Source organism: Anaerotignum faecicola, assembly GCF_003865035.1.
Classification (GTDB): domain Bacteria; phylum Bacillota; class Clostridia; order Lachnospirales; family Anaerotignaceae; genus Anaerotignum_A; species Anaerotignum_A faecicola.
On record NZ_BHVZ01000001.1, the window covers coordinates 236,713 to 260,567 of the forward strand.

At 47.7% G+C, this 23,855-nt stretch carries 22 protein-coding genes; 6 read left to right on the forward strand and 16 right to left on the reverse strand.

Annotation, left to right across the window (positions count from 1 at the left end; genetic code table 11):
* Positions 1-78 precede the first annotated feature (78 nt).
* The 3 genes from secF to EJE48_RS01095 all read right to left on the reverse strand — a co-directional run bounded on the left by secF (position 79) and on the right by EJE48_RS01095 (position 2,817).
* The gene (gene secF / locus EJE48_RS12385) at positions 79-960 is read right to left on the reverse strand and encodes a protein translocase subunit SecF (protein WP_174707765.1); all 882 of its coding nucleotides are present in this window, start codon (positions 958-960) and stop codon (positions 79-81) included.
* A 13-nt stretch (positions 961-973) separates the two neighbouring features.
* On the reverse strand, positions 974-2,212 hold the full coding sequence (gene secD, locus EJE48_RS12390) for a protein translocase subunit SecD (protein WP_016407154.1): 1,239 nt from the start codon (positions 2,210-2,212) through the stop codon (positions 974-976).
* A gap of 164 nt (positions 2,213-2,376) precedes the next feature.
* Positions 2,377-2,817 (reverse strand): TIGR04086 family membrane protein, encoded by a 441-nt coding sequence (locus EJE48_RS01095; protein ID WP_160117289.1) that lies wholly within the window; start codon positions 2,815-2,817, stop codon positions 2,377-2,379.
* A gap of 109 nt (positions 2,818-2,926) precedes the next feature.
* Between EJE48_RS01095 and EJE48_RS01100 the strand changes: the two genes are divergently transcribed.
* A complete protein-coding gene (locus EJE48_RS01100) occupies positions 2,927-3,790 on the forward strand; it encodes a PHP domain-containing protein (protein WP_160117290.1) in 864 nt (287 codons plus the stop codon).
* A 48-nt stretch (positions 3,791-3,838) separates the two neighbouring features.
* Here the strand turns inward: EJE48_RS01100 and EJE48_RS01105 are convergent, their stop codons facing one another.
* The 3 genes from EJE48_RS01105 to EJE48_RS01115 all read right to left on the reverse strand — a co-directional run bounded on the left by EJE48_RS01105 (position 3,839) and on the right by EJE48_RS01115 (position 7,735).
* A complete protein-coding gene (locus EJE48_RS01105) occupies positions 3,839-5,338 on the reverse strand; it encodes a copper amine oxidase N-terminal domain-containing protein (protein ID WP_118581679.1) in 1,500 nt (499 codons plus the stop codon).
* A 197-nt stretch (positions 5,339-5,535) separates the two neighbouring features.
* Complete coding sequence (locus EJE48_RS01110; protein ID WP_118581682.1) at positions 5,536-7,065, reverse strand: sensor histidine kinase; 1,530 nt, start codon at positions 7,063-7,065, stop codon at positions 5,536-5,538.
* Entirely contained in the window at positions 7,049-7,735 is a 687-nt protein-coding gene (locus EJE48_RS01115; RefSeq protein ID WP_016407159.1) for a response regulator transcription factor, read from the reverse strand. Before EJE48_RS01115 ends, EJE48_RS01110 begins: the two co-directional genes overlap by 17 nt.
* 245 nt (positions 7,736-7,980) lie before the next feature.
* Here EJE48_RS01115 and EJE48_RS01120 point away from each other — a divergent pair, with 245 nt between their 5' ends.
* Positions 7,981-9,018, forward strand: coding sequence for a TlpA disulfide reductase family protein (locus tag EJE48_RS01120; RefSeq protein WP_118581685.1), 1,038 nt, complete (start codon positions 7,981-7,983; stop codon positions 9,016-9,018).
* 106 nt (positions 9,019-9,124) lie between these two features.
* Here the strand turns inward: EJE48_RS01120 and EJE48_RS01125 are convergent, their stop codons facing one another.
* On the reverse strand, positions 9,125-10,543 hold the full coding sequence (locus EJE48_RS01125) for a sensor histidine kinase (RefSeq protein WP_160117291.1): 1,419 nt from the start codon (positions 10,541-10,543) through the stop codon (positions 9,125-9,127).
* Between the two features lie 116 nt (positions 10,544-10,659).
* Here EJE48_RS01125 and EJE48_RS01130 point away from each other — a divergent pair, with 116 nt between their 5' ends.
* A complete protein-coding gene (locus tag EJE48_RS01130) occupies positions 10,660-11,046 on the forward strand; it encodes a hypothetical protein (protein ID WP_148095969.1) in 387 nt (128 codons plus the stop codon).
* 19 nt (positions 11,047-11,065) lie between these two features.
* On the opposite strand, the gene EJE48_RS01135 is transcribed toward EJE48_RS01130, so the two are convergent.
* Both EJE48_RS01135 and EJE48_RS01140 read right to left on the reverse strand, forming a co-directional pair.
* Entirely contained in the window at positions 11,066-11,749 is a 684-nt protein-coding gene (locus EJE48_RS01135) for a response regulator transcription factor (RefSeq protein ID WP_016407163.1), read from the reverse strand.
* A gap of 30 nt (positions 11,750-11,779) precedes the next feature.
* On the reverse strand, positions 11,780-14,152 hold the full coding sequence (locus tag EJE48_RS01140) for an endonuclease MutS2 (RefSeq protein WP_118581694.1): 2,373 nt from the start codon (positions 14,150-14,152) through the stop codon (positions 11,780-11,782).
* A gap of 195 nt (positions 14,153-14,347) precedes the next feature.
* Between EJE48_RS01140 and EJE48_RS01145 the strand changes: the two genes are divergently transcribed.
* Entirely contained in the window at positions 14,348-15,592 is a 1,245-nt protein-coding gene (locus EJE48_RS01145; RefSeq protein WP_118581697.1) for a BaiN/RdsA family NAD(P)/FAD-dependent oxidoreductase, read from the forward strand.
* Between the two features lie 64 nt (positions 15,593-15,656).
* On the opposite strand, the gene EJE48_RS01150 is transcribed toward EJE48_RS01145, so the two are convergent.
* A complete protein-coding gene (locus EJE48_RS01150) occupies positions 15,657-17,597 on the reverse strand; it encodes a fructose-1,6-bisphosphatase (RefSeq protein ID WP_243107938.1) in 1,941 nt (646 codons plus the stop codon).
* A gap of 250 nt (positions 17,598-17,847) precedes the next feature.
* Entirely contained in the window at positions 17,848-18,711 is an 864-nt protein-coding gene (locus EJE48_RS01155; protein WP_016407167.1) for a hypothetical protein, read from the reverse strand.
* Between the two features lie 149 nt (positions 18,712-18,860).
* Here EJE48_RS01155 and ymfI point away from each other — a divergent pair, with 149 nt between their 5' ends.
* Complete coding sequence (gene ymfI / locus EJE48_RS01160; RefSeq protein ID WP_118581767.1) at positions 18,861-19,595, forward strand: elongation factor P 5-aminopentanone reductase; 735 nt, start codon at positions 18,861-18,863, stop codon at positions 19,593-19,595.
* A gap of 73 nt (positions 19,596-19,668) precedes the next feature.
* Here the strand turns inward: ymfI and EJE48_RS01165 are convergent, their stop codons facing one another.
* The 4 genes from EJE48_RS01165 to EJE48_RS01180 all read right to left on the reverse strand — a co-directional run bounded on the left by EJE48_RS01165 (position 19,669) and on the right by EJE48_RS01180 (position 23,077).
* Positions 19,669-19,998 carry a pspA/IM30 family protein gene (locus EJE48_RS01165; RefSeq protein WP_016407169.1) on the reverse strand — a complete coding sequence of 110 codons (330 nt, stop codon included), beginning with the start codon at positions 19,996-19,998 and terminating at the stop codon, positions 19,669-19,671.
* 30 nt (positions 19,999-20,028) lie between these two features.
* Positions 20,029-21,057, reverse strand: a complete 1,029-nt coding sequence (tsaD, locus tag EJE48_RS01170; RefSeq protein ID WP_124984217.1) for a tRNA (adenosine(37)-N6)-threonylcarbamoyltransferase complex transferase subunit TsaD — start codon at positions 21,055-21,057, stop codon at positions 20,029-20,031.
* 33 nt (positions 21,058-21,090) lie between these two features.
* Positions 21,091-22,002: a ribonuclease Z gene (locus tag EJE48_RS01175; protein ID WP_118581705.1), complete on the reverse strand. Its 912-nt coding sequence runs from the start codon at positions 22,000-22,002 to the stop codon at positions 21,091-21,093.
* Between the two features lie 127 nt (positions 22,003-22,129).
* Positions 22,130-23,077, reverse strand: coding sequence for an immunoglobulin-like domain-containing protein (locus EJE48_RS01180; protein WP_118581708.1), 948 nt, complete (start codon positions 23,075-23,077; stop codon positions 22,130-22,132).
* A gap of 258 nt (positions 23,078-23,335) precedes the next feature.
* Between EJE48_RS01180 and rpmB the strand changes: the two genes are divergently transcribed.
* Positions 23,336-23,539, forward strand: coding sequence for a 50S ribosomal protein L28 (gene rpmB / locus EJE48_RS01185; RefSeq protein ID WP_016407173.1), 204 nt, complete (start codon positions 23,336-23,338; stop codon positions 23,537-23,539).
* Between the two features lie 78 nt (positions 23,540-23,617).
* Here rpmB and EJE48_RS12220 read toward each other — a convergent pair whose 3' ends face one another.
* A complete protein-coding gene (locus EJE48_RS12220; protein WP_016407174.1) occupies positions 23,618-23,788 on the reverse strand; it encodes a hypothetical protein in 171 nt (56 codons plus the stop codon).
* Between the last annotated feature and the right edge of the window lie 67 nt (positions 23,789-23,855).

The window sequence follows — 23,855 nt, forward strand, 5'->3', positions numbered from 1 at the left end:
AAAGCGTTGTTTCGGATGAACCAAAGAACAACGCTTTCTTTTCCTCTCGCAAGTCAAAATCCTGATTTCGACTGATCGTTATACGTCTTTTTCCGCCTTGGGCAGCAATGTGTACCAGATGGAGCCGGAAATGCAAATGGAAGAATATGCACCGGCAATGATACCAACCATCATAGGCAGTGCGAATTCCTGAATGGAAGGCACACCAAGGAAATAAATGGCACCAATGGTAAACAATGTTGTCAGGGATGTATTGATGGAACGCGCCAATGTCTGGCTGATGCTCTTATTGATGCGTTCTGCGGTCTGGTTTCTCTTGAATGCCCCTTTATTTTCACGAATACGGTCGAAAATAACAATGGTCGAGTTTACGGAATACCCCAAAATCGTCAGGAGTACCGCAATAAAAGCATTATTTACGGGAATACGGAAAATCGCATACGCCGACAGAACCACCAGTACATCATGGATCAGCGCCAGAATGGCACTGCCGCCTGCGCGCACATCCTTAAACCGAATAGAAATATAAATCAGCATCGCTACTGCCGCAATCAGCGTTGCCTTGATGGCTGCACGCTGCATTTCACCGCTGACCGTACCGCTGATATCATTCGCTTCCGTCAGTGTCGCTTTGGAATATTCCTTCTGGATTGCTTCCACCAGAGCCGTACGCGTGGGACTGTCGATGGACTGCAATTTGATTTCTACGTTATTTGTACCCAGAACCTCCTGAATCTGCGGACTGGATTGATCGGTTACGTCCTTGATAATGGAAATCAGCTTATCATTATCATATTTACCGTTCATATTCAGTTCCATAGAGGTACCGCCTGTAAATTCAACGTCCCAGTTGAGTGCGCCCTTACCTGCCTGTGCATTGGCAATCATAAAGCCAAAACCAATAATAATGACCAGCAGGGAAAGGATAAAGAATTTTTTTCTGTTTTGAATAATCTGCATTTTCCCCACCTCCTTATTTCATTCTCAAGCCGTAATATTTGGGATTCTGCACACCGGCATACATCAGACCGTTCACAATCACACGGGTAATAAAAAGCGCAGTGAACATGGAAATCACAATACCGATCATCAGTGTAGTTGCAAAGCCCTTCACTGTACCACTGCCTAAGAAGAACAGAACCGCTGCCGCAATCAGCGTGGTTACGTTACCATCCAGAATGGCAGGAGTTGCTCTCTTGAAGCCTGCCTTCAGCGCATTGCGCAGGCTCTTACCCAGAACCAGTTCTTCCTTCACACGTTCAAAAATAACGATATTCGCATCTACCGCCATACCTACCGAAAGCACGATACCTGCGATACCGGGCAATGTCAGCGTCACATGGAACAGACTCAGCGCCACCAGCTCCAGGCCAATATAAATCACCAGTGCCCAGTCTGCCGCAAAGCCCAGCAGCTTATAGGCAAACAGCATATAAATCAGTACCAAAGCGATACCGATAATACCTGCCTTAATGCCTGTGGAAAGCGCATCCGCACCTAGTCGCGCACCTACGTTCTTCATCTGAATTACATTCAGGTTAAACGGCAGAGAGCCTGCACGAATGAGGGACGCAAGCTGTTCTGCCCCCTCCGCGGTAAAGCTGCCCGTAATCATTGCCTGTCCGTTTGTGATTGCTGTCTGAACAGTCGGCGCACTGATTACCTCATTATCCATAATGATATAAATCTGCTTACCAATATTGTTCGAGGTTGCCTCAGCAAATCTTTCCGTCCCCTCTTTGTTGAACTCCAGTGCAACATAGGGCTGAGAAGCACCGTTTTTGCTTGTGGAACCAACCTGCTTGGTTGCATCCTTTACCATATCACCTGTCAGCAGCACATTGCCGTCCTCATCTGCAAAGGAAAGCTGCGCGGTCTGTCCGATTTCCTGAATGGCTTCCTCCGCATCCTCCACACCGGGAATCTGCACGCGGATACGCTTGTCCCCCTCACGGGCAACCTCAGCCTCTGTCCAGCCCTTCCAGTCCAATCTGCCCTGCAAAAGGGAAATTGCTGCCTTCATTTCATCGTCTGTTACAGATTTCTGGTCTGCTTCGTAAACGATATCTACACCGCCACTCAAATCAAGACCCTGCTCAATGCGATGAACACTCAATGCCTTTTTGGAACCAATCCCCTTATAGGAGATTGCACTCAGCGCAACCGCCACAATGAGTGTCAGCAAAAGCATCATTCTGCCTTTCATCTTCATCTTTTTTCTCCATCCTTTCATGCTGTTTTCTTACGCAAAAAAGGGATGAATCTTTCCTTGTTCTCTGTCAGCGGAAGGATCCATGCCCCTTTATTCCGTTTATCACAAAATTTATTTTAGCATAAAATGATGGATTTGCAAGTTTATTTTCTAATTCTGTTGCACTACCTGCGGTTTACCCCCAGAATTCCGCCGATGACTCCTGCCGCAAGTGCCACTGCAAGCGTCATCAGCCCCGAAGCATGCAAAACGAAGGAATCCGCCGCAAGGCTTGTAATAACGTAAAGCAGAGCAGTGTAAACAAGCCCTGCCAGAGCCCCCCATAGCAGCCCCCGTTTCCTTTTGCAAGCCGCCCAGTCATAGCCTGCCGCCGCCGCAGAAAGCGCCGTACAGATTAGCGAAACCAAAGGCAGACTTTCCTCCGAAGCAGCGGTATAGGTCAGTATCATCCCAAAGCCGATAAATATAATACAGGTGATGGCAAAGGCAATGCCCATGCCGCGCAGAAGGCAAAGCGCCGTGCCGCCCGTCTGCCTTTCGCGGGTTCGGCGGCTATGGTTCTCCTTTTTTTCTCTTTTTTCCTTCTTTCCTTTTTCCTTCCCCAAAAAATCACATCCTATCCAAACAGACCTCTCTGGTTTTATTTTATGGGTCTTTTGGAAAAAGTATGCTATACTGATAGATATACCGATAAAACAGAAAGGAGGCATTGCTATGCACGATTCCTCTATTATAGATTTACACTGCCATTCCACCGCATCGGACGGCACCTATGCCCCCAAAGAGGTTGCAGCGCTAGCGCAGAAAATCGGGCTTTCCGCCATCGCCTTGACCGACCATGATACCATTGACGGTCTGGCGGAATTTCAAGCCGCAGGAAACGCCCTCGGCATCGAAGCCATCGCAGGCATTGAATTTGCCGCACTCTGGGAGCATTTCCACCGTCCCGAAATCCATATTGTCGGCTTAGGCTTTGACCCGGCGCATCCCGTTCTCAAGGGCCGCATGGAAACCATCCGAAGCAGCCGCGATATCCGCAACCGCAGGATGTGCGAAAGGCTTTCCTCCATCGGTCTGCATCTGACTTTGGACGAGGTGGCGGCAAACGCAGGCGGTGAAATCATCACACGGGCGCATTTTGCGAATATTCTGCTCGAAAAGGGCTATATCAAAAAGAAGGCGGACGCTTTTACCCGTTATATCTCCCCCGGTCTGCCGGGCTATGTGGAGCGGGAATTTCTCTCTCCTGCCCTTTGCATCGAAACCATCAAGGCGGCAGGCGGCGCGGCGGTTCTGGCGCATCCTACGCTTTATGAGCTGGATGTAGCGCAGCTGGAAATTCTTTGCAGGGAGCTGATTCCCTATGGTCTGGACGGCATCGAGTGCCAATATTCCACCTATACCCCCGAACAGACAAAGGAGATCACCGTACTTGCCAAGCGACTGGGTCTGCTCCCCTCCGGCGGCAGTGATTTTCACGGAAAAAATAAACCCGATATCTATCTTGGCAGTGGGAAAAATAACCTCGCCATTCCCTATGCCTTCTGGGAAAATCTGAAAAAAAGAACACGCCGATAACGCAAAAAGAGGACGATTTTCATCGTCCTCCATTTATTTTGTTTCGGCTTATTTCATAATTTCAACCATCTTTTCGTCCTCCAGAGGAGTGTAGGTTACGGTATAGCCAAGCTGTTCAAAGGCTCTTACGCCAACGAATGATTTGCCGTCCTGCAAAAGCACATTCATATTCACGCGTTTGCCGTTCTGCATCACATAAGAGGTCTTTGTGGTCTTTTCCCAGCCGACATCCTCACCCAGCATATCGCAGATATCACGCAAGGGCAGGTATGCTCTGCCATTTTTCACAACCAGATCGGTATAATCATAATTGCCACCGAATACCGCACTGCCTTCTTTTCTGTTTGCCTCCAGGCTCGCTTCGTTATCGCCGCCCCAGCCCCATGTCACGGTTACGCCGACAACAGGGTTATATTTATTTTCCAGACGCGCCATCTGATTCTGCAGCTCCTCCAATGTCATGCCGCCCTTCGGAATCGTTACGGTTTCGTTGGAGCTCATCATGGTAGAATCTGTGGTAATCTTCGCAACTCTTTTGCCGTTATGGGTTACATCATACACCTCTGTAGAACGGAAGCCTTCTGCCAGCTGTTTTACCTCCGCATTATATTTGAAGCTGTTCAGAACCATGGAAATGCTGGGTTCTTTCACAATTTCCTTTAACATTGCACTCAGGTCGCTCGCGCCGTCTACGAAGTCCTGCTCCGATGCCTTCAGCTCTGCAAAGCCTTCCTTTATCTGTGCCTTATCCTCTGCACTTGCATTCATGCTGTCCATTACAGTCATCATGTAGGCTTCGGTTGCATTCAGCACCTGCTCAGGGTTCTTGCCGATGAAATCAAGCATATTGATCATCAGCTGTGCCACCTGCTGTCCGTCTGCCTGAATCGCATAGCCGCCGCTGATTTTCTTTACCATGCCTGTTTCAAAGCCCTTGAATACATCCTCATAGAAGGTAAATACGGCATCCTGTAAGCCGCTCATGCTTACACCTTCCATGTCAACCCCTGTCATATCCTCGGCAGAGATAAGTGTAATATATTTCTGCTGTCCCAGTGCTGCCTTGAAATCTCTTGCAAAGGCCTCTGTGAAAAGATAGCTGTCATTCTTTTCTTCTACAGCCCCCGCAAGCTGATATGCACCCAGAAGGGTATCTGTTGTCACAACAACGCCATCCGCCAGACTGTAATACACCGTACCCAGATCGTACTTCTTGCCTTCGTAATTCACATCAAAGGACATATCGTATTTCATTGTATCCATATCCAGATTCATGTCGTAATCCATCTGCATGGTCTTTCTGCCGTCAGGGAATTCCCCAACTGTCGCAACCATATCCGCACCTGTTGCTTTTGCAACATCTGTCATAAACGTCTCCAGTGCATCAAAGTTGATATCCGCCTGCATCGTTCCCTTTACCTCACAGGTCTTCATGGTATCCATTGCATTTGCCGCCATCTTCAGATAGCCCAGCTCATCCGTCGAACAGCCCGAAAATGCTCCCACACACATAACACCGCAAAGCAGTGCCGCCAGCTTCTTTTTCATAAGTAAACGCCTCCTTTTTCAACCTTTTTTTGGTTATCTTACAGATTTAACCTATGAATATTATAGCAAAGACTTCCCTTCCAAACAATAGAACAAAGAAAAATTAAGCTTTTTTTATGAATTTCATGCAAAAAAGAAGCGTCCTTCTGTTTCGAGACACCTCTTTTTGCCTTCTTTCCTTTTGTTTTGCTTCTTTATTATTTTGATTTTGCTTTCTTTTCTGCGGAAAACAGCCGGAATTTATCGGTGAAAATCGTTCCTTCCCCTACCTTGCTTTCCACCAGAACCTCTCCATCATGGCAATCGATGATCCAGCGCGCAATAGCAAGCCCTAAGCCTGTACCGGAAACCTCCTTATTTCTGGATTTATCCGCACGATAAAAACGGTCGAAAATCTTACGCAGATCCTCCTCCGCAATGCCTGCGCCGTGGTCTTCCACGGAAACATAGCCGAAGCTTGCATCCTTCCAGACCCGCACCGCAATCTCACTGCCGTTCGGGGAATATTTCAAGGCATTCTCGCCATGAATCCACAGCAGCTGCTTGATTAAATCATATTCCGCAAAAATTTCCACCTCATCCTCCGCTGTAAAGGTGATGCTTCTACCCTCCTGCAGCAAATCCATTTCACGCACCAGCTCTGCCGCAATCTCGTTCAGAGAAACTCTTGTTTTCTGCACATGCAGCTTATTTTGGTCACCCTTCGCCAGAAAAAGCAGCTGACGGATGAGCGCACTCATGTGGTCGGTTTCTGTCAGGATAGAATCGATGGATTCCTGCAAAACCTCAGGATCGCTCTTGCCCCAGCGGTTAATCAGATTCGCATAACCCTGAATGACGGCAATGGGTGTCCGCAGCTCATGGGACGCATCGGAAATAAACTGACTCTGCCGCTGAAACGCCCCATCCAATCGGTCAATCATGGAGTTAAACGTAATCGTCAGCTCCTTCATCTCATCCTCAGGGCCTTCCGTAGAAATCCGCTGACTCAAGTCCTCGATGGAAATCCGCTCTGCCGCCGAACGAATCGCTTCAACGGGACGCAGAATACGGTCACTGATATATTTCCCAATCAGAAATGCACAGCAAATCCCAAGAATATCCACAATCAGCATTTTTACAAGAAAATTCCGCATCATATAGGCGTTATTCCCCATCATTTTGAACACCTGAATTCGATACGCATCTGTATCCGTTTCAAAATGGTTCGTTAGCAGCATAAACTGCTGGTCTGTGCTGTTTTCCAGAATATATTCCACATTGCCGCTTTTGTTTTCTCTCCGCCCGTTAATTTGGTAGCCCTCTCTGTATAGCTCATTCTCTCCAATCACAGGCGGCTTGTCCGCGCCGTTCTGCGGCTTTTGCCTGCTCGGAGGCTCCCCTTCGGGACGAAACAGAAACGGCGGCATCTCTCCCACAAAATTGTTGTAGGTTTCATTTGCTTCGCTGCTGTAAATGCTGACCTCAACATATTTATCCCCCAGCAGCTCTCTCAGGCTTTCATCACTCAGCTCCGTATTTGTCTGCAAAAATTCCTGCACCTGCGTCATGGTCTCCTGCAATTCTCTACGCATTTCGCTCTGCTGCAAGCCGGAGATATTCAGCATCATAAAGCCACTGATAAACAGCAGGGACAGCGAAAAAATCCCCCCGTAAAGCAGCGTGATTCGCTTGGCAATCGCCATGTGCTGAATTCCCTTCAGCCACTCCTTATTCTTCCTTGACATAATATCCTACCCCTCGAATGGTCAGAATGTATTTTTTCCCAAAGGCTTCATCAATCTTCGCACGCAGATAGCGGATATACACATCCACCACATTTGTTTCGCCAATGTAGCTATAGCCCCAGACCTCATTCAAAATCTGTTCTCTCGTTAAAACGATATTCTTATTCTGTACCAGATAGGTCAGAAGCTCATATTCCTTCTTTGTTAAATCAACCACCTTGCCATCGACCGTTACCATTCGCTTTTCCGTATCAATCTCCAAATTCTGTACCTGCAAAATCGTCTTTTTCGCAATATTACTTCCCTCGCTGTGCTTGAATGCCACACGCATTCTTGCAAGCAGCTCCTCAATCGCGAAGGGCTTTGTCAGGTAGTCGTCCGCACCGCTGTCCAGTCCGGCAACCTTATCCATTACCTCATCCTTTGCCGTCAGCATAATGATTGGTACCTGCGAAAACTTCCGTACCCGGCGGCAGATTTCAATACCGGTCAGCCCCGGCAGCATCAGGTCAAGCAAAATCATGTCGAATTCCTGATTCGTGATCATCTCCATCCCCACTCTGCCGTCATGGCAGGTCGTTACATCGTAGCCCTCATATTTCAATTCCAGCTCCACAAAACGAGCCAGCTTTACCTCATCTTCAATCAGAAGGATTTTTTTTCGTTCCATTTTCCCACTTCCTTCAATCATATTTTTATCAGTATAACAATTCTTTTTTTGTTTGTCTTGTTTTTATTCCTTTTAGTATGCTTTTTTTCTCTTAAAGGCAGTTTCAAAATAGATTAAAATGTCATTAAAATATAAAAATCACAGGTGAATCTTCGGAATCTTTCCTCTCTGCGGTTGCAGAGAAAAAGCTTTTTCGCTATAATATTATCCGAACCATAAAAAAGAATCTAGGAGGTATTTAAAATATGAAAAAGAAGCTAGCTCTGCTTTTGGCAGCCCTTTTGCTCTTTGGCTCCGCCGCCTGCGGCAAAACCGATACTGCCGACGATACCCAACAAGAAATTCAGACAGAATTTAACCTGCCGAAATGCGGCCTTTCCTACACTATCCCCGATGAATGGGTAGAAATGGAAAATACAAACCTCATCCCCGCGTCCTATGTCAAGGTGAACGGCGATATCTATGCAAAAATTCAGTATAACTATGCGCCTGATGAAAATATGGAGCCGCTGAATGATGCCGAATCCACCATTGCTGTGGAAGAACTGATGACCCCTATCGTGGAAATGCTCGTTGTGCGAACAGAAAATCTGGAAACAGATGAAGTAAAAGAGGAAATGGACTTTTTCAAGAGTGTGGAAAAAATCGGCGTAAAGGGTGATTTCCAATTCTTCTTCCTGACCGATTATGCCGACGGCATCGACCACTTCTCCACAGAAGCACAGGCAACCTTCCGCGAATTGGAAAGCTATCTGCCGGAATTGCGCGAAAGTATTGAAATTTCCCTGCCGGATGAGGAAGCGGTGCTGGATGAAGCAGAGGAAAACAGCAAATATCTCAACTTCATTTCCAATACCCTTGATGGCGACCCTGTCACCTCCGCTGTTTTCTATGATTACGATATGACGGTGGTAAACTTCTGGGCAAGCTACTGCGAGGAGGACAACATCAATGAACTGGATACCCTGCAAAGCTTCTACAAGGATTTGCAGAAAAAGCATCCAAACGTAAACTTCGTGCAGGTTGTCATTGACACTCCCGGGCAGAAGGCAGAAAAAATCGCAACCGATGCGTATAAAAAAGCCGGCGTTACCTTCAAAGGCATCATGCCGGACCAAAACCTTGCCACTTGGATTACGGATAATCTGGAGGGTCTGCCGACCACCGTCTTTGTAGACAGCAAGGGCAAACCCGCCGATTTAAAAATCAAGGGGATACAGGATGCTTCCTATTACATGGAAACAACGGAAACCATGCTGAAAAAAATGAAAACCAGCAAATAAACAATAAAAATCACATATTCTTCTGAGCTGCCCCCCACCTGCTAAATCGTATCGCATACTGTCTGACAGGTGAGGGGCAGTTCCTGTTTCGTTGCCTCAATTCCTTTTAATTTTCTTTTTTTGCCAATTTCAGCGAGAAAACAAAGGCTGCACCCTTTCCCTTCTCACTTTTTACCGTAATCGTTTCGCCATGTGCCTGCAAAAATTCTCTCACAATCGCCAGACCGATTCCGCTGCCCGTCTTGTCCATATTTCGGGTCGTATCCGTTTTAAAGAAACGGTCAAAGACATATTTCTGGTCTTCCTCACTGATGCCCGGTCCCTGATCCTTTACAGAAACCAGAACCTTTTTCTTATCCAGTGTCGTTTCCACCTCGATAATACCATTTTGCGGTGAAAATTTTGCTGCATTGCCCAACAGGTTCTGTAGCACACGGGAAATTTTGTCTCTGTCCCCATGTACCATGGTCTGTTCCGCTTCATAAATGCCATGAATCTGTACGTTCTTTTCTTCTAGCTGCGGTTCCAGCATTTCAATATTCCAACGAATCAGCTCATTCAATTCAAAATCCGATTCATCCAGCAAAATCGCACTGCTCTGTGCGCGGCTCAGCTCCACAATACTCTGTGTCATACGAGAAAGCCGTTCCGTTTCCTCCAGAACGATTTTCAGATAATGCTCCCGTTTTTCAGGCGGAATCGTTCCGTCAAGCATTGCCGTCAGAAAGCCCTGCATACTGGTCAATGGCGAACGCAGGTCATGCGAAATATTTGCAATAAAATCCTTTTGCACCTTCTCATGCGTTTGCAGGCTTTCCGCCATGTGGTTAAAGCTTTGCGCCAGCTCACCCAGTTCATCCGAGCTTGTCACATCCACGCGCTCCTCAAAATTCCCATTTGCAATAACCTTTGCCGCACGGTTCATCCGCATCAGCGGCAACGCAACATATTTCGCCGTCACATAGCTGACAATCAGCCCCAGAAACGAAACGAAAAATAGGCTGATTACGCTAATCTGGTACATTTCCTTCAAGGATTCCTCAATCTCCGGCAGGGAACGGCACATCAGAATTCCTGCCAGATGTCCCTCCGAAAACGGATACCCGACCACCAGCATGGGCGTATCGGAAACCTGTCCGCTTTTTGTCTGTACCGAAACGATTTCGCCATTCTGCACACGCTCAATCAATGTCTGGCTGATTCTGTTATCCTCCAGAAATTCATCATTAAACCCCGGAGAGGCAAGCGCAACCTCACCGTTCTCATTGATAACCAAAACCCCTGAGCCCATGTAGCTTTCCAGAATCTGCAGCTCATAGCTTAGCTCGCTCAGATTGCCTGTCCGGTATCCCTTCTTGTAGGCCTGTGCGATTTTTTCTCCCTGCTGAATCAATTCCTCCCGTTTCTCTGCCATATAATGTTTGGTATAAAATATTGTCAATGCGCCGCAAACCACCGCAACAAATATCGCAATGGTTGCCATATACAGCATCATCTGCTTGCGCACAATGGAATCGTTTTTCATCTTCATTCCTCCAAAAAAGAAAAAAAGCATTACAAATCATTAAAATAATGATATACTGTTCTTATGTACCTGTTTTGCTCAAAAAACAAGAAATTTTAGAAAGGAGAACGGCATTTTTGCCTGATTATTACCCTATGGAAAATAATACACAAAACAGCCCTCAGCCTACACCGCCCAGAAGAAAGCAAATGGCACCCAGAGATATGCTTCTCATTGCTCTGGCTGTTCTCGTATTTGTTCGTGTGGATTGGCGGCACATGAATAGCTTTCATTATCTCATCCTTTTCCTGCTGGTTCTTTGCTTTATGCTGCGCTGGTCAAACATGCGTAAGGATGCAAGACGACAGGAGCTGCTGAAGAAAAAAGCAGAATATGAGGCAACGCAGCAGTCCGCAGAGGATACGCCTGCGGAAGCGGTTTCCGCAGAGGATATGACCGTTGACGGCGCACCTGTTCCTGCCGAAGCGCCTGCCGAAACAGCTGAAAAAGAATCCGACATATAAAAAGGGGTATTCCCCCTTTTTATTTTTGTCCGAATTTATAGCCGACACTCCAGACTGTCCGAATCCCCCATTCATCCTCGCTGTTCAGCTTTTCACGGATACGCTTTACATGGACATCCACCGTTCTGGTGTCCCCCACATATTCATAGCCCCAGATGCGGTCAAGCAGCTGCTCTCTGGTGAATACCCGATTGGGATGCTGCGCCAGAAAGCTGAGCAGTTCAAATTCCTTCGGGGGAAAATCCAGACTTTTCCCATGATACAGCACAGAATAGTTCGAGAGATTGATTTCTAGCTCCCCGAATTTCAGAATATTTTTATCCTCCTCCTGCTTTGGCTCGTATCTGCGCAGCACCGCCTTCACTCGTGCCACAAGCTCCTTTGGCTCAAAGGGCTTTACGATATAATCATCCGCACCCAATTCCAAGCCAAGCACCTTATCAAAGGTTTCGCCCTTCGCCGTCAGCATGATAATCGGTACACGGCTTGTCTTACGCACCTCTGTGCAAACCTGATAGCCGTCCATTCCGGGGAGCATCAGATCCAGCAGGATTAAATCAGGCTGAAAGTCTTCCACTGCCGCGGCAGCTTCCTTTCCATCATAAATCTCCCGCGTTTCATAGCCCTCCTTCATCATATAAAGAGAAATCAGCTCCGCAATATGCTTATCGTCATCCACAACCAAAATCTTCTGTTTTTCCATCTTCTTCACCTCTGTTCAGAAATCCGCCTTTTATTTTAATTCCACCACCGTAACACCGGCTTCGCCTTCGCCGAAGGTACCGGGTCTGTAGCTTTTTACATGAGAATTCATTTTCAGATAATTCTGCACCCCTGCGCGCAGTGCGCCTGTGCCCTTCCCATGGATAATCACAACCTGCTTCAGTCCGGATAAATACGCATCATCAATATATTTATCAATATTGGCAATCGCCTCATCCACAAGCTGTCCACGGCAGTCAATCTCCGCCGAAATAAACTGGCTCTTGGAGAATTTTGCCTTTGTCGGCTGCTGTCTTTTCTGTTTTTCCTTCGGTCTGGGGGTATCGTCAAGCATCAGCTCCGCCATCGGCACCTTCATTTTCATAATCCCCATCTGCACCATAACCTCTTTATTCTTATCGGGCGCAGTCAGCACCTCGCCGTTCTGGTCAAAGGAAATCACATACACTCTGTCGCCCGGCTTCAGATTTTCGGGTGCCTTATGGTTCGGCTTTACCTTTTTCGATTTCAGGAAATCCTGCTGCATGGAGGAAAGCTTTTCATTCAGCTTTTGTCTCTGCTCCAGCGCCTTCGTGCGATTGTTTGCCTCCTTCGCCTGCTTATTCATCTCCTTGATGATACGGTCGGCTTCCTCCTTCGCCTGCACATAAAGCTGCTTTGCGTCCTCTCTCGCCTTGGCAAGAATTTTTTCCTTCTGCTCTCTCGTCTTTTCCTTCTGCCGCTCGACCTCTTTTTTCAGCTCCTCCGCCTCTCTGCGGTATTCCTCTGCGCGCTCCTGTTCAAATTTGACGGATTTCTTGCTGATTTCCAGATCGGTAATCACATCCTCAAATCTTGCCTCATCCCGACTGATAAATTCCTTCGCCGCAGAAAGAATATATTCCTGCAAGCCCAGTCGCTTGGAAATCGCAAACGCATTACTTTTTCCGGGAATCCCAATCAGCAGGCGATAGGTCGGACGGAGCGTTTCCACATCAAATTCGCAGCAGGCATTTTCCACACCCTCTGTCGTCAGCGCAAATACCTTCAATTCGCTATAATGCGTGGTCACTGCGGTACGGATTTTTCTGTCCAGAAGGGCTTGTATGATGGCAACCGCCAAGGCTGCGCCCTCCGTCGGGTCTGTCCCCGCGCCAAGCTCATCGAACAGCACCAGAGAGTCATCCGTCACCTCGTCCATAATTTTCACGATATTCGTCATGTGTGCCGAAAAGGTACTCAGACTCTGCTCAATGCTCTGCTCATCCCCGATGCTCGCGAACACATTATCAAACACCGCCAGCTGCGAATTATCAAATGCAGGAATATGCAGTCCTGCCTGCCCCATCAGCGTAAACAGCCCCAAGGTTTTCAGGGCAACCGTTTTGCCGCCGGTGTTCGGACCTGTAATCATCAGCGTAGTAAAATCCTTTCCCAAATAAATATCCGTCGGCACAACCTTTTTCGGGTCAAGCAGAGGATGTCTGCCCTTGTGGATATTGATATAGCCTTTTGTATTAAACAGGGGCTGTGTCCCGTCCATGGCAAGGGAAAGATTTGCCTTTGCAAAAATAAAATCAAGCTGTGTCAGCAGTTCCAGATTTCCCTCAATCGCAAACGCATTTGCCGTCACCATATCCGAAAGGGCAATCAGAATCTTTTCGATTTCTTCCTTTTCCTTCGCCTGCAGCTCCTTAATTTTATTGTTCAGCTGAATCACGCTCAACGGCTCCATAAACAGCGTAGAGCCTGTGTTGGATTGATCGTGAATCATGCCGGGGAAGGAGCTTCTGTATTCCGCCTTAACGGGGACACAGTATCTGTCATTACGAATGGTAATCACAAAATCCTGCAGCATATTGCGGTATGCCGAGGAATTGATAACCCCATTCAGATGATCCTTCACTCTTTCATTGGAGGCCTTAATCTCCCGACGGACACTCCGCAGTCCTGCGCTGGCATCATCCGCAACCTCCGTTTCCGAAAGAATACAGCGGCTGATTTCATTTTCCAGCTTATCCAGAGGGGTAATCAAATCAAAATATTCATCCAGACGGGCATAGACCTCATCCTTGTTTTCTTTTCTGGCATAATTTTTTACCTTGCGGCAGACATACGCAAATTCCCCCACCGACATCAGCTCCGCGATGGAAAGAATCCCTGCCATAGAGGCCCGCTTTAGCTGCGGACGGATTTCCCGAAAGCCGCCGAAGGAAGGTGTCCCCTTTTTCAGTACCATGGTGGTCGCTTCCGTTGTTTCCTCCTGCCAAATGATAATATCACTCATGGCAGCAGAAGGGCGCAGTGCCGCGGCACGTTCCTTTGCCATCGGGGAAACCGCATAACCCACCAGCTTTTCTATAATTTTGTCATATTCTAACGTATGCAATGCTTTTTCGTTCATCTTTTTAACTCCATTTATATTAAATTCCTATCATAGTTCTATTCTATGACCAACTTATCATATAAGTATACCACAATCTATGCCCTGCTACAACGTTTCAAATTCGTCGCTTCATTTGCATTCCGCCTAAAAACCACTTATAATAAACAGATATATCAATCGAAATCAATTCCCATAAAATAGAAAGGTGACACAATGAAGGTTCTTATTATCGGCGGTGGTGCCTCCGGCATGATGGCGGCGCTTTCCGCAAGAAAAGAGGGTGCAGAGGTTTGTATTCTGGAACGACAGGCGCGCGTTGGGCGCAAGCTTCTCGCAACAGGCAACGGGCGCTGTAATCTCTCCAACACAAAGCTGACAATGAAAAATTACCACGGGCAAAACGCGGTATTCGCACAGACTGCCCTGCAGGCCTTTGATACCCAAAAAACGCTTGCATTTTTCCAATCTCTCGGGCTGATTACCACCGTAGAGCCAAGCGGCAAGGTTTATCCCCTTTCCGATCAAGCAGGCAGTGTGGTAGATGTGCTGCGGCTTGCTCTGGAGGAAATGGGCGTAGGGATACGCACCTCCTTCGAGGTCACGGCACTGAAGCGCGGCAAAAAGGGCGGCTTTCAGGTGCTTTCCAAGGAGGAAACCCTCCACGCCGATGCCGTTATCATCTGCTGTGGCGGCATGGCAGGCGGCAAGCTTGGCGGCACACAAAGCGGCTATGACCTTCTGAAAAGTCAAGGGCATACCATTACCAAGCTGTTCCCTGCGCTGGTGCAGGTAAAAACCGATACCACCTTCGTGAAGGCACTCAAGGGCGTGCGTGCAGATGGCTCTGTCCTCGTGGAGCGAAACGGCAAAATCCTTGCGGAAAATGCAGGCGAAATCCAGTTTACGGACTTCGGCATCAGCGGCCCGACTGTTTTTGAAATCTCCCGTATCATTTCCACAGGAAAGGCACCACTGACGGTGCATTTGAATCTCCTGCGTCATCTCAGTCATGAGGAGGTGGTTTCCCTCCTGCAAAGCCGCAAAAAAGCAATGCCCCATCAGTCTATGGAAAATTTCCTGACAGGCATTTTGCATAACCGCTTGGGGCGCACCCTTCTGCGCTACGCAGGCTTTGGCTTCACCGAACCCATTTCCTCCCTCAGGCCCTCTGATATCAAGAGAATCGCGCATGCCATACAGGATTTTTCCCTTTCCGTTGTCGGCACGATGGGCTTTGATGCCGCGCAGGTAACGGCAGGCGGTATCCGCACAGAGGAATTCAACCCTCATACCATGGAAAGCCTCCTGATGCCCGGTCTTTTTGCCGCAGGCGAGGTGCTCGATATAGATGGGGACTGCGGTGGCTATAACCTGCAATGGGCATGGGCAAGCGGGTATCTGGCAGGTAAGGCTGCTGCCCGAAAAGTCCCTGCTTCCCCAAAGAAAAATAAAAAATAAGCAAAAAAGCAGCCCTTACGAGGTTTTTCTCTCGCAAGGGCTTTTTCCTGCTCAATTTCAGCTTTTATTGCTGCTCCTTAATGATACCGTTCTGATATGCGTAAAGCAGCTTTTCCAGCTCTGCAATACTTTCCTGTAGCTTTTTCCCGATATCCGTATCCTTCACACGGATTCTGTCCTGTGTATATTGGAGCGCAACCGTAGAGGAAAGAATATCCTTTTCCTCCGCAATGGCTCTGTCCGTGGATACGAAGGGCTCATGAGATACCAGAACCATGCCATGGGAATTGTAAATCAGCGTATAGCCTGCAATCCCCGTTTCCTTCTGATATGCCTTGGAAAACCCGCCGTCGATTACGAACAATCTGCCATTTGCCTTGATGGGGCTCTCTCCCTTTACCACCTTAACGGGAACGTGTCCATTCACGATATGAGAGCTTTTCGGATCTAAGCCGAAGGCCTCCAGAACATGCTCACAGACAGATTCCTCATTTCTAAGGGTATAATAAGGATTCTTTTCTTCCTTATGCGTTGTCTTATCATCAATAAAATATCGCTCGAAGGTTGTCATTTTCTTCTTGCCGAACAGGGGAGAATCCTCGCCGCACCACATATACCAGATGTAGTCCATACATTCTCTTTTTGCCTCGGTATGTGCCTTATTGAAATAACCCTCGCGCATAGTTCTCTCTACTGCGTCCAGATATTCCATGCCGATGTATTTTTTCCCACGGAAGGTCACTTCCTTGAGTGTCCCGTCTGCATTCATGGGAATGCCGCCATGGAACAGCAGGTTAGAGTTGAAAATGGTATACATGCTCCCCTTATGATACAGCACGCGCACATGCTGCTGCAGCTTTTCGCTGTTCACAAAGGAGGATTTCACCTTATCCATAACCTCCTGTTCTTCTTCCGTCAGCTTATAGGGGTCTTTGGGGTCAATCGTCGGGAAATTCATATCATTCATGGGATATTCCACGCCATCTACAAGCACGGTTCCTTTTTCAAAATCAATCTTATCCAGCAGCAATCTGTTTTCCATGCGGAATTCGGGGCGGCGTTTGATAATCTGTCCCTCCATCTTCCACTGCATGATGGAAATTGCCTTGTGCATTTTGGCAATCATGTTGAAGTCCTTATCGCTCAGCACCTCATCCCCCTTGGGCTTGAACTGCTCACAGGGGTCGCCGGCGTATTTGTCCATCGCAAAGGTTGCCAGCGGCAGAAGGTTAATGCCATAATCCTCCTCTATCGTATCCAAATTTGCATATCTGGTCTGAATACGCAGCACATTGCAGATTAAGGCCTGACAGCCTGCCGCCGCGCCCATCCATGCGATATCGTGGTTGCCCCACTGGATATCCACAGAATGATAATGCGCCAGAATATCCATAATTCTTGCCGCATGGGGGCCTCTGTCATAAATATCCCCGATAACATGCAGCTGGTCAATCGCAAGCCGCTGAATCAGATTGCACATCGCAACGATAAAGCGGTCTGCCTGCCCAAGGTCAATAATGGTATGTATAATTTCCGTATAATACATATCCTTATCCACGCTGGCGCTGTTTTCGTGCAGCAGCTCCTCGATGATATAGGCAAATTCCTTCGGCAGTGCCTTTCTCACCTTAGAACGGGTATATTTCGAGGATACCACCTTGCAGATTTTCACCAGTCTGTGCAGGGTAATTTTATACCATTCTGCCATTTCCTCCTCTGCTTCAGCCATCTTTTCCAGCTTCTGTTCCGGGTAATAAATCAGTGTTGCCAGTGATTTTTTCTCACTGCTGCGCAGGCTCTCCCCAAAGATTGCACTAATCTGGTTCTTGATAACACCGGATGCGTTTCTGAGTACATGGCTGAAGGAATCCGCCTCACCATGGATATCGGAAACAAAATGCTCCGTCCCCTTCGGCAGGTTCAGAATCGCCTTCAGGTTGATAATCTCCGTTGCTGCGCTGTTGATATTTTTATACTGATTGGACAGCAGTTTCAAATATTTCATTTCTTCTGCGGGAAAGCTCCCACTTCCACTATACATAACTTGCACCTCTATTCTTCGTTTCTCTGTGCTGCTCTTTGAGTATATCAAAAAAGCCACTATTTTCCTAGTTCTTTTTCACCGAAAGCAAGCAAAAAACGCCCGTATGTGCCGTCACACACAGGCGTTTAGGTGTGTCCCAATAAGAAAACATGAAGAAATGAAATAGCTTTCAGCATTTCAGAATACAAGGCTTCTTATCCGGGCGCACCTTTTACTCTTTATTTTCTTCGTTTTCCGTGGGCTCTCCCTCTACCGTCCCTGTAACGGATTCCGCAGGCGCATCCTCCGCCGCAGGCTCTGCCGGTATGCCGTATGTCACTGCCTCTCTGTTTAAAAACAGCAGTGCCTCCCCGACCGTTACAAACGCAGCAGAGAAATAACACAGAAACTGATACACCGCATTCCCAATTCTTTCATTCGGGAAAAAGCTGTAGCTCAGCTGGAATGCAGAATTCCAAAGCATCGCAATCACAGCCAACAGCAGCAGATAGCCAAAGGTTCTCCACCATTTGCCCTTCACCAGCGCTTTGCTGTAGCGCATAGGCTCCATGCCCTTTTTGTCACTCAGCCCAATGGCATACACATAAAACACCCAAGCCACGCTCAGGTAAATTCCGGGCACAATAATCAAACTGGTCAGGAAAATCAGCACACCGTAAATAACCCCCGAAAACACAATCGTCGGCATCAGGGAAAAGGCTTCGCCCAACGCAGTGCCGAAGGAAATTTCCTGCTTTGTCACAAACTGCTTTACCACCTTTGCAATGGCAATCGTCCCGACAGGCTGCAAAAACAGACCGACCAAAAGCGTCAGACCGGAGTGGAACAGCACCTGATAGGCCGCCTGAAAAAAGTCTGCTTCATTGGATAGGCTTACGCCCGCCTGTGCAATCTGCTGAAACACCGTATATGCGTTCAACATACGCCCGTTGATGATGCTTTCCAGAATACTGATAGGCAGGAATACAATCAAAAGCACCTTCAATATGGGTTTAATATTTGCCGCAAATACATGGAACGCCGCAGAAAGCTGCTCAATCCAGTTCCATTCGCGGTAGAAAAAATCATGGTTCATTTATCGTTTCATCCTTTCCGATTCCATTCTCTTACCCGAAAAGTATACCACATTCTCCGACAAAAGCCAACGCAGACACTCTTGCCAATTCTTAAGAATTCCTTTAGAATAAGAAAAAATACGAAAAAAGGCTGTGAATTTTTATGGAATTGAAAAAGAAAACCGTTCTGGTAACAGGCTCCTCCCGCGGCATCGGCAGGGCAATTGCGCTTGCCTTCGGGCGCGCCGGTTATAATGTCGCGCTGAATGCCTCCAAAAGTGCGGCGCAGCTGGAGGAAACGAAGTCCCTTCTGGAAAGTGAAGCTATTCCCGTCCTTGCCGTTCTGGCGGATGTTTCTGATTATGAAGGCTGCAAGCTGCTTTTCGCAAAAATCGAAGAAACCTTCGGTATGGTGGATGTTCTGGTCAATAACGCAGGCATTTCCCATATCGGGCTGTTTACGGATATGACCCCTGCCGAATGGAACCATGTGCTGGATGTCAACCTTGGTTCGGTGCTGAACTGCACCCATCTTGCCGTCCCTGCCATGGTATCCGAAAAGGATGGTGTCATTCTCAATATTTCCTCCATGTGGGGCGAGGTCGGCGCATCCTGCGAGGCTGTGTATTCCGCCTCTAAGGGCGGCATCAATGCCTTCACCAAAGCGATGGCGAAGGAGCTTGGGCCCTCCCATATTCGGGTCAATGCCATCTCCTGCGGTGTCATTGATACGGAAATGAATGCCTGCTTCAGCGAGGAGGAACGGCAGGCACTGGCAGATGAAATCCCTCTTATGCGCTTCGGGCAGCCGGAGGAAGTGGCGGAATTGGCAGTCTTTCTTGCCGACCAAAAGGCATCCTTCCTGACGGGCAAAATCATCACGCTTGACGGCGGCATGCTCTAAAAATCAAAAAACAAGCATAGAAAAAGCAGCTGTAATCCACCTTTTCTACAGCTGCTTTTTTGTTTTCCTATTTTTATTTTTTCCGAGCCGCCTCATAAATTGCCGCTCTGATTGCCGTAATCTGCTGAATCTGGTCATTCAGCTTCTCATGTATTTCATGCAGCTTCATCAGCTCTGCCTTTTTCGCAACCAAAAGTGCTTCCGCATTGGGAACCGATTTGTTGTCCTCAAGCTTTTCTATCTCTGCAATCAGCTCCGCGCCCTCCCGCTTCGTTTTGGAAAGGTCATCCTCCATGTGGTGAGATAAATGTCTTGCCATTTTCATAGGGTCTTCCGCGAATTCAATCATGCCGCAAACATTTGTGGACATAATGTTTTCGTATCTGTTTAAAATACTTGCCATACTTCGTTCCTCCCTTGCGTATACACTTTTTTATCTTTGCCCTAGCTTCAAGCTGGGGTTCGCGTTCAAATCCAAACCATCCCTTACTCCTGCAATATATTCATAGTATGCCGCACAGCCAATCATCGCCGCATTATCGGTACAGAGAATCGGCGCAGGCACGCTCAGATAAAAGCCATTCCTTTCGCATGCCTCCTGCATCCTTGTCCGCAGGGCACTGTTGGAGGCAACCCCTCCTGCCAGCGCAATCTTCTTTACGCCATGCGCCTTTGCCGCTTTGATGGTCTTGCTCACCAGAACCTCTACTACAGATTGCTGAAAGCTTGCCGCAATATCCTCCGGAACAATTTCTGCCCCCATCATTTTCTGCTTATTCACATAATTGAGTACCGCCGATTTCAAGCCGCTGAAGCTGAAATCATAGCTGTCCTCCTCCAGAAAAACACGAGGGAATTTCACTGCATCGGGGTTGCCCTTCTTCGCCGCCGCATCAATCTTCGGACCTCCGGGATACCCCATGCCAATCGCGCGCGCAACCTTATCATAGGCCTCGCCTGCCGCATCGTCTCTCGTATGTCCCATAATTTCATACTTCCCGTAATCGGAAACATAAACCAGATGGGAATGTCCGCCCGAAACCACCAGTGCCATATAGGGCGGTGCAAAATCCTTATTCTGAATATAGTTCGCACAAATATGTCCTTCGATATGGTGTACGCCAATCAAAGGCTTTCCTGCCGCATACGCAATCGCCTTTGCCTCCGCAAGCCCAACCAACAGCGCCCCCACCAGTCCGGGACCGTAGGTCACGCCGATGGCATCCATTTCTTCCAGTGTCATGTCTGCGTCCGCCAGTGCCTTTTTAATGACACCGTCAATATTTTCGACATGCTTTCTGGATGCAATTTCCGGCACAACGCCGCCGTATAGCGTATGCAGGTCAATCTGAGAGGAAATCACATTGGAAAGCACCTCTCTGCCGTTTTTCACCACTGCCGCCGCTGTTTCATCACAGGAGCTTTCAATGGCTAATATATAAATATCCTTTTTTTCTTCCATGATTTTTTCTCCACCGTTTCTTACTTTCGGAATTTATTTTGGAAATTCAATGGTAATGCACTTGCGCTCCTCGCCCAGCTCCGTCATAGGAAAAATCTCCTGCGCCACCGGCAAATATGCCTCAGGCTCGTTCAGAGAAGGGCTGAAATGCGTCAGCCACAGCCGTTCCGCGTTTGCATTTTTTGCCATGCGCGCCGCCTCTGAAAAAAGCATGTGCTTGTTTTCTCTTGCCTTCTGCTTTTTCTCCTCCTCGCCGTACATCCCTTCGCAGATGAAAAGCTGTACGCCCTCCACGAATTTCGTAATACGGTCAACCGGTCTGCTGTCTGTGCAGTATGCTACGGAAATGCCCTTGCGGTTTTCCCCCATTACCATATCCGCCGTATAAGTCTTGCCCTCATGCTCCACACTGCCTTCCTTTTGCAGCTTATTCCAAAGAGGCTTCGGCAGCTTAAGCTGCTCCGCCTTTTTTACATCGAATTTTCCCTTGCGTTTCAAATCAATGCGGTAAGCAAAGCATTTCACCATGTGGTCGGCAGGGCAGTGATGAATTTCAAACGCCCCCACCCGTATCGGGTTCGGTGCATCCTGTGTCAATTCAATATATTCGATGGGAAAGGGCAGCTCCGGCGCAATCAAGGTCAGCCCCTCGACAATCCGCTGTAAGCCGACAGGGCCAATCAACGTAAGGGGTTCTGTCCGCCCTGCGTTGCCAATCGTCAGAAGCAGCCCCGGCAGCCCCGAAATATGGTCGGCATGGAAATGCGTAAAGCAGATCACATCTATCGCCTTAAAGCCCCAGCCGAGCATCTTCATGGTCACCTGCGTTCCCTCGCCGCAATCAATCAAGGCAAGCCTGCCGTTGAGCCTTGCCAGCATGGCTGTCAGAAAGCGGCTGGGCATGGGCATCATGCCGCCTGTTCCCAGTAAACAAATATCTAACATTCGGTTTCTCCTTTGTATTTCTTCTATAGGTCTCCCTATGTTTCCTCTTTTATCATACCGCAAAAATGGGCAAAATACAATCTTTCTGCGATAGTTTCTGCAACAGAAAAAGAGGACTTTCGTCCCCTTATTCCACAGTAAATGTACCATACAGTGTATAATTTGTCGTGATTTCAGCATCGTATGTGCTGCCGAGACCATCTCCGCGGAAATAGAAATTCGGCTCGGCTACAGTGGTTGCATAATAGAAATCATACGCTTTTTTATCCGGATTCTTCCGCAGCGCCGCTTTAGCCGCCGATGCTTGATACCCCCCGTAATAATAGGTGAAAGAAAATGGAATTCCCATGCGGTATACGCCTGCCGCAAGCCCCCTTTTTGTCTTTTTCTCGATTGTGGACATGCCGTTTTCGCCTGTTTCGCTTCTGGTTGGCTGCATCGAAAGCTCTGTCCCCGTCTTTGGTTCTTCCTTTGCCACGCATTCCCAGCCGTTTTCTGTCAGCCGTTCCAGTGTAAATGCGTTTCCGTACAGAAAGCTCTGCGGCTCTTTATTGTTTATCGTTCCCTGCAAACTGTTTGTTTTTTTATCATATTCCACCGTCAACGTCACATCTGGCGTTCTTAACTCCTTCAGATAAATCCAATCAGAACCCAAGAATCTGTCCCATGTCATAGTATATCCCATTTCATTTGCAAACTCCCGTACAGGCAGAAAGCATTTCCCGTTCTCGCGATTGATTTTATACCCCAAATACAGTCTGTCTTTCTCCTTCGCTGTTACATCCAGCATACCATCCGCCTGCAAAACAACCGTCCGTTCCATCTGCCGTTCCGCATCCTCTGCCACGGTTTTCGTTGTAAACAGCAGGCTCTCTCCCAGATTCGTCATCTGACTTCCCGTCATTTCTGCCAAGTCCTCCGCAGAAAACAGCCATTTTCCGTTCTTTTGCATCGCTGTGTCCTGCAGAAAAAATTCCTGCCTGTTTACCAGAACAATCGGATTTCGCTCCGCCGCAAATGCCGTTGTTCCCATTACCATACTCATCGCTAATGCCAGACAAGCCGCCCTTTTCATACCACATCCTCCTTCTCCTGATTCATAATTTTTATGCTTTTTTCCCTTTCCTCTACCATAGCATCCTTTTTCGCTTTGCAGGTTACACGCTCCTTACAAATTTCTTACGACTTTCTTAAGATTTTTCCGAAAAGCGCATTCCTTCCTCTGCCCGAAAAAAAATCCGTTTTTTCTGCTTATTTTCCTTGCAAATCGTTTGCTTTTCTGCTAAAATATCTTTGTTATGTCACATAGGCGAGGTTGAAGGAGGTGCAGACAATGGCTAAATGTGCGATTTGTGAAAAAGGCCAGATTACAGGTCATAGAATCAGTATTGAACGTTCCCAGGTAAGTAGACGTGCGAATAGAAAATGGAAACCCAACGTAAAGAAGGTTAAAATCGTTGAAGACAACGGCAATGTAAAATCTATTTACGTTTGCACAAGATGTATGCGTTCCAACAAGATTACACGCGCAATCTAATTCCAAGCGAATGATAAAAGCCATTCTTTTTGATTTTAAAAAGAACGGCTTTTTTTCGTATATAGAAATATAGAAGAATCAGCATCTTCTGTTCTGACTGATGAGCCATACCCCCAGCCCGACAAATCCCATCCCAATCAGAAAAACGCATTTCGGGATCAGACATGCAAGAAGCATCCCCAGTCCAATGGCAATCAGCACAACACCGCCCAGCCATTTGATGGGCGCGCCGTTACATCTTCTTCGCATTCCAATCCCCCCTCTTATCATTGATATGCACGCCGCCTTACAAATGTGCAAAAAGCCCCCAACCGTT

Excerpts from the sequence above, each read along its gene's own strand:
- secF (WP_174707765.1), bottom strand. The coding sequence starts at position 960 with ATGCAGATTATTCAAAACAGAAAAAAATTCTTTATCCTTTCCCTGCTG.
- secD (WP_016407154.1), bottom strand. The coding sequence starts at position 2,212 with ATGAAGATGAAAGGCAGAATGATGCTTTTGCTGACACTCATTGTGGCG.
- EJE48_RS01100 (WP_160117290.1), top strand. The coding sequence starts at position 2,927 with ATGCACGATTCCTCTATTATAGATTTACACTGCCATTCCACCGCATCG.
- EJE48_RS01105 (WP_118581679.1), bottom strand. The coding sequence starts at position 5,338 with ATGAAAAAGAAGCTGGCGGCACTGCTTTGCGGTGTTATGTGTGTGGGA.
- EJE48_RS01110 (WP_118581682.1), bottom strand. The coding sequence starts at position 7,065 with ATGTCAAGGAAGAATAAGGAGTGGCTGAAGGGAATTCAGCACATGGCG.
- EJE48_RS01115 (WP_016407159.1), bottom strand. The coding sequence starts at position 7,735 with ATGGAACGAAAAAAAATCCTTCTGATTGAAGATGAGGTAAAGCTGGCT.
- EJE48_RS01120 (WP_118581685.1), top strand. The coding sequence starts at position 7,981 with ATGAAAAAGAAGCTAGCTCTGCTTTTGGCAGCCCTTTTGCTCTTTGGC.
- EJE48_RS01125 (WP_160117291.1), bottom strand. The coding sequence starts at position 10,543 with ATGAAAAACGATTCCATTGTGCGCAAGCAGATGATGCTGTATATGGCA.
- EJE48_RS01135 (WP_016407163.1), bottom strand. The coding sequence starts at position 11,749 with ATGGAAAAACAGAAGATTTTGGTTGTGGATGACGATAAGCATATTGCG.
- EJE48_RS01140 (WP_118581694.1), bottom strand. The coding sequence starts at position 14,152 with ATGAACGAAAAAGCATTGCATACGTTAGAATATGACAAAATTATAGAA.
- EJE48_RS01145 (WP_118581697.1), top strand. The coding sequence starts at position 14,348 with ATGAAGGTTCTTATTATCGGCGGTGGTGCCTCCGGCATGATGGCGGCG.
- EJE48_RS01150 (WP_243107938.1), bottom strand. The coding sequence starts at position 17,597 with ATGAAATATTTGAAACTGCTGTCCAATCAGTATAAAAATATCAACAGC.
- EJE48_RS01155 (WP_016407167.1), bottom strand. The coding sequence starts at position 18,711 with ATGAACCATGATTTTTTCTACCGCGAATGGAACTGGATTGAGCAGCTT.
- EJE48_RS01165 (WP_016407169.1), bottom strand. The coding sequence starts at position 19,998 with ATGGCAAGTATTTTAAACAGATACGAAAACATTATGTCCACAAATGTT.
- tsaD (WP_124984217.1), bottom strand. The coding sequence starts at position 21,057 with ATGGAAGAAAAAAAGGATATTTATATATTAGCCATTGAAAGCTCCTGT.
- EJE48_RS01175 (WP_118581705.1), bottom strand. The coding sequence starts at position 22,002 with ATGTTAGATATTTGTTTACTGGGAACAGGCGGCATGATGCCCATGCCC.
- EJE48_RS01180 (WP_118581708.1), bottom strand. The coding sequence starts at position 23,077 with ATGAAAAGGGCGGCTTGTCTGGCATTAGCGATGAGTATGGTAATGGGA.
- rpmB (WP_016407173.1), top strand. The coding sequence starts at position 23,336 with ATGGCTAAATGTGCGATTTGTGAAAAAGGCCAGATTACAGGTCATAGA.
- EJE48_RS12220 (WP_016407174.1), bottom strand. The coding sequence starts at position 23,788 with ATGCGAAGAAGATGTAACGGCGCGCCCATCAAATGGCTGGGCGGTGTT.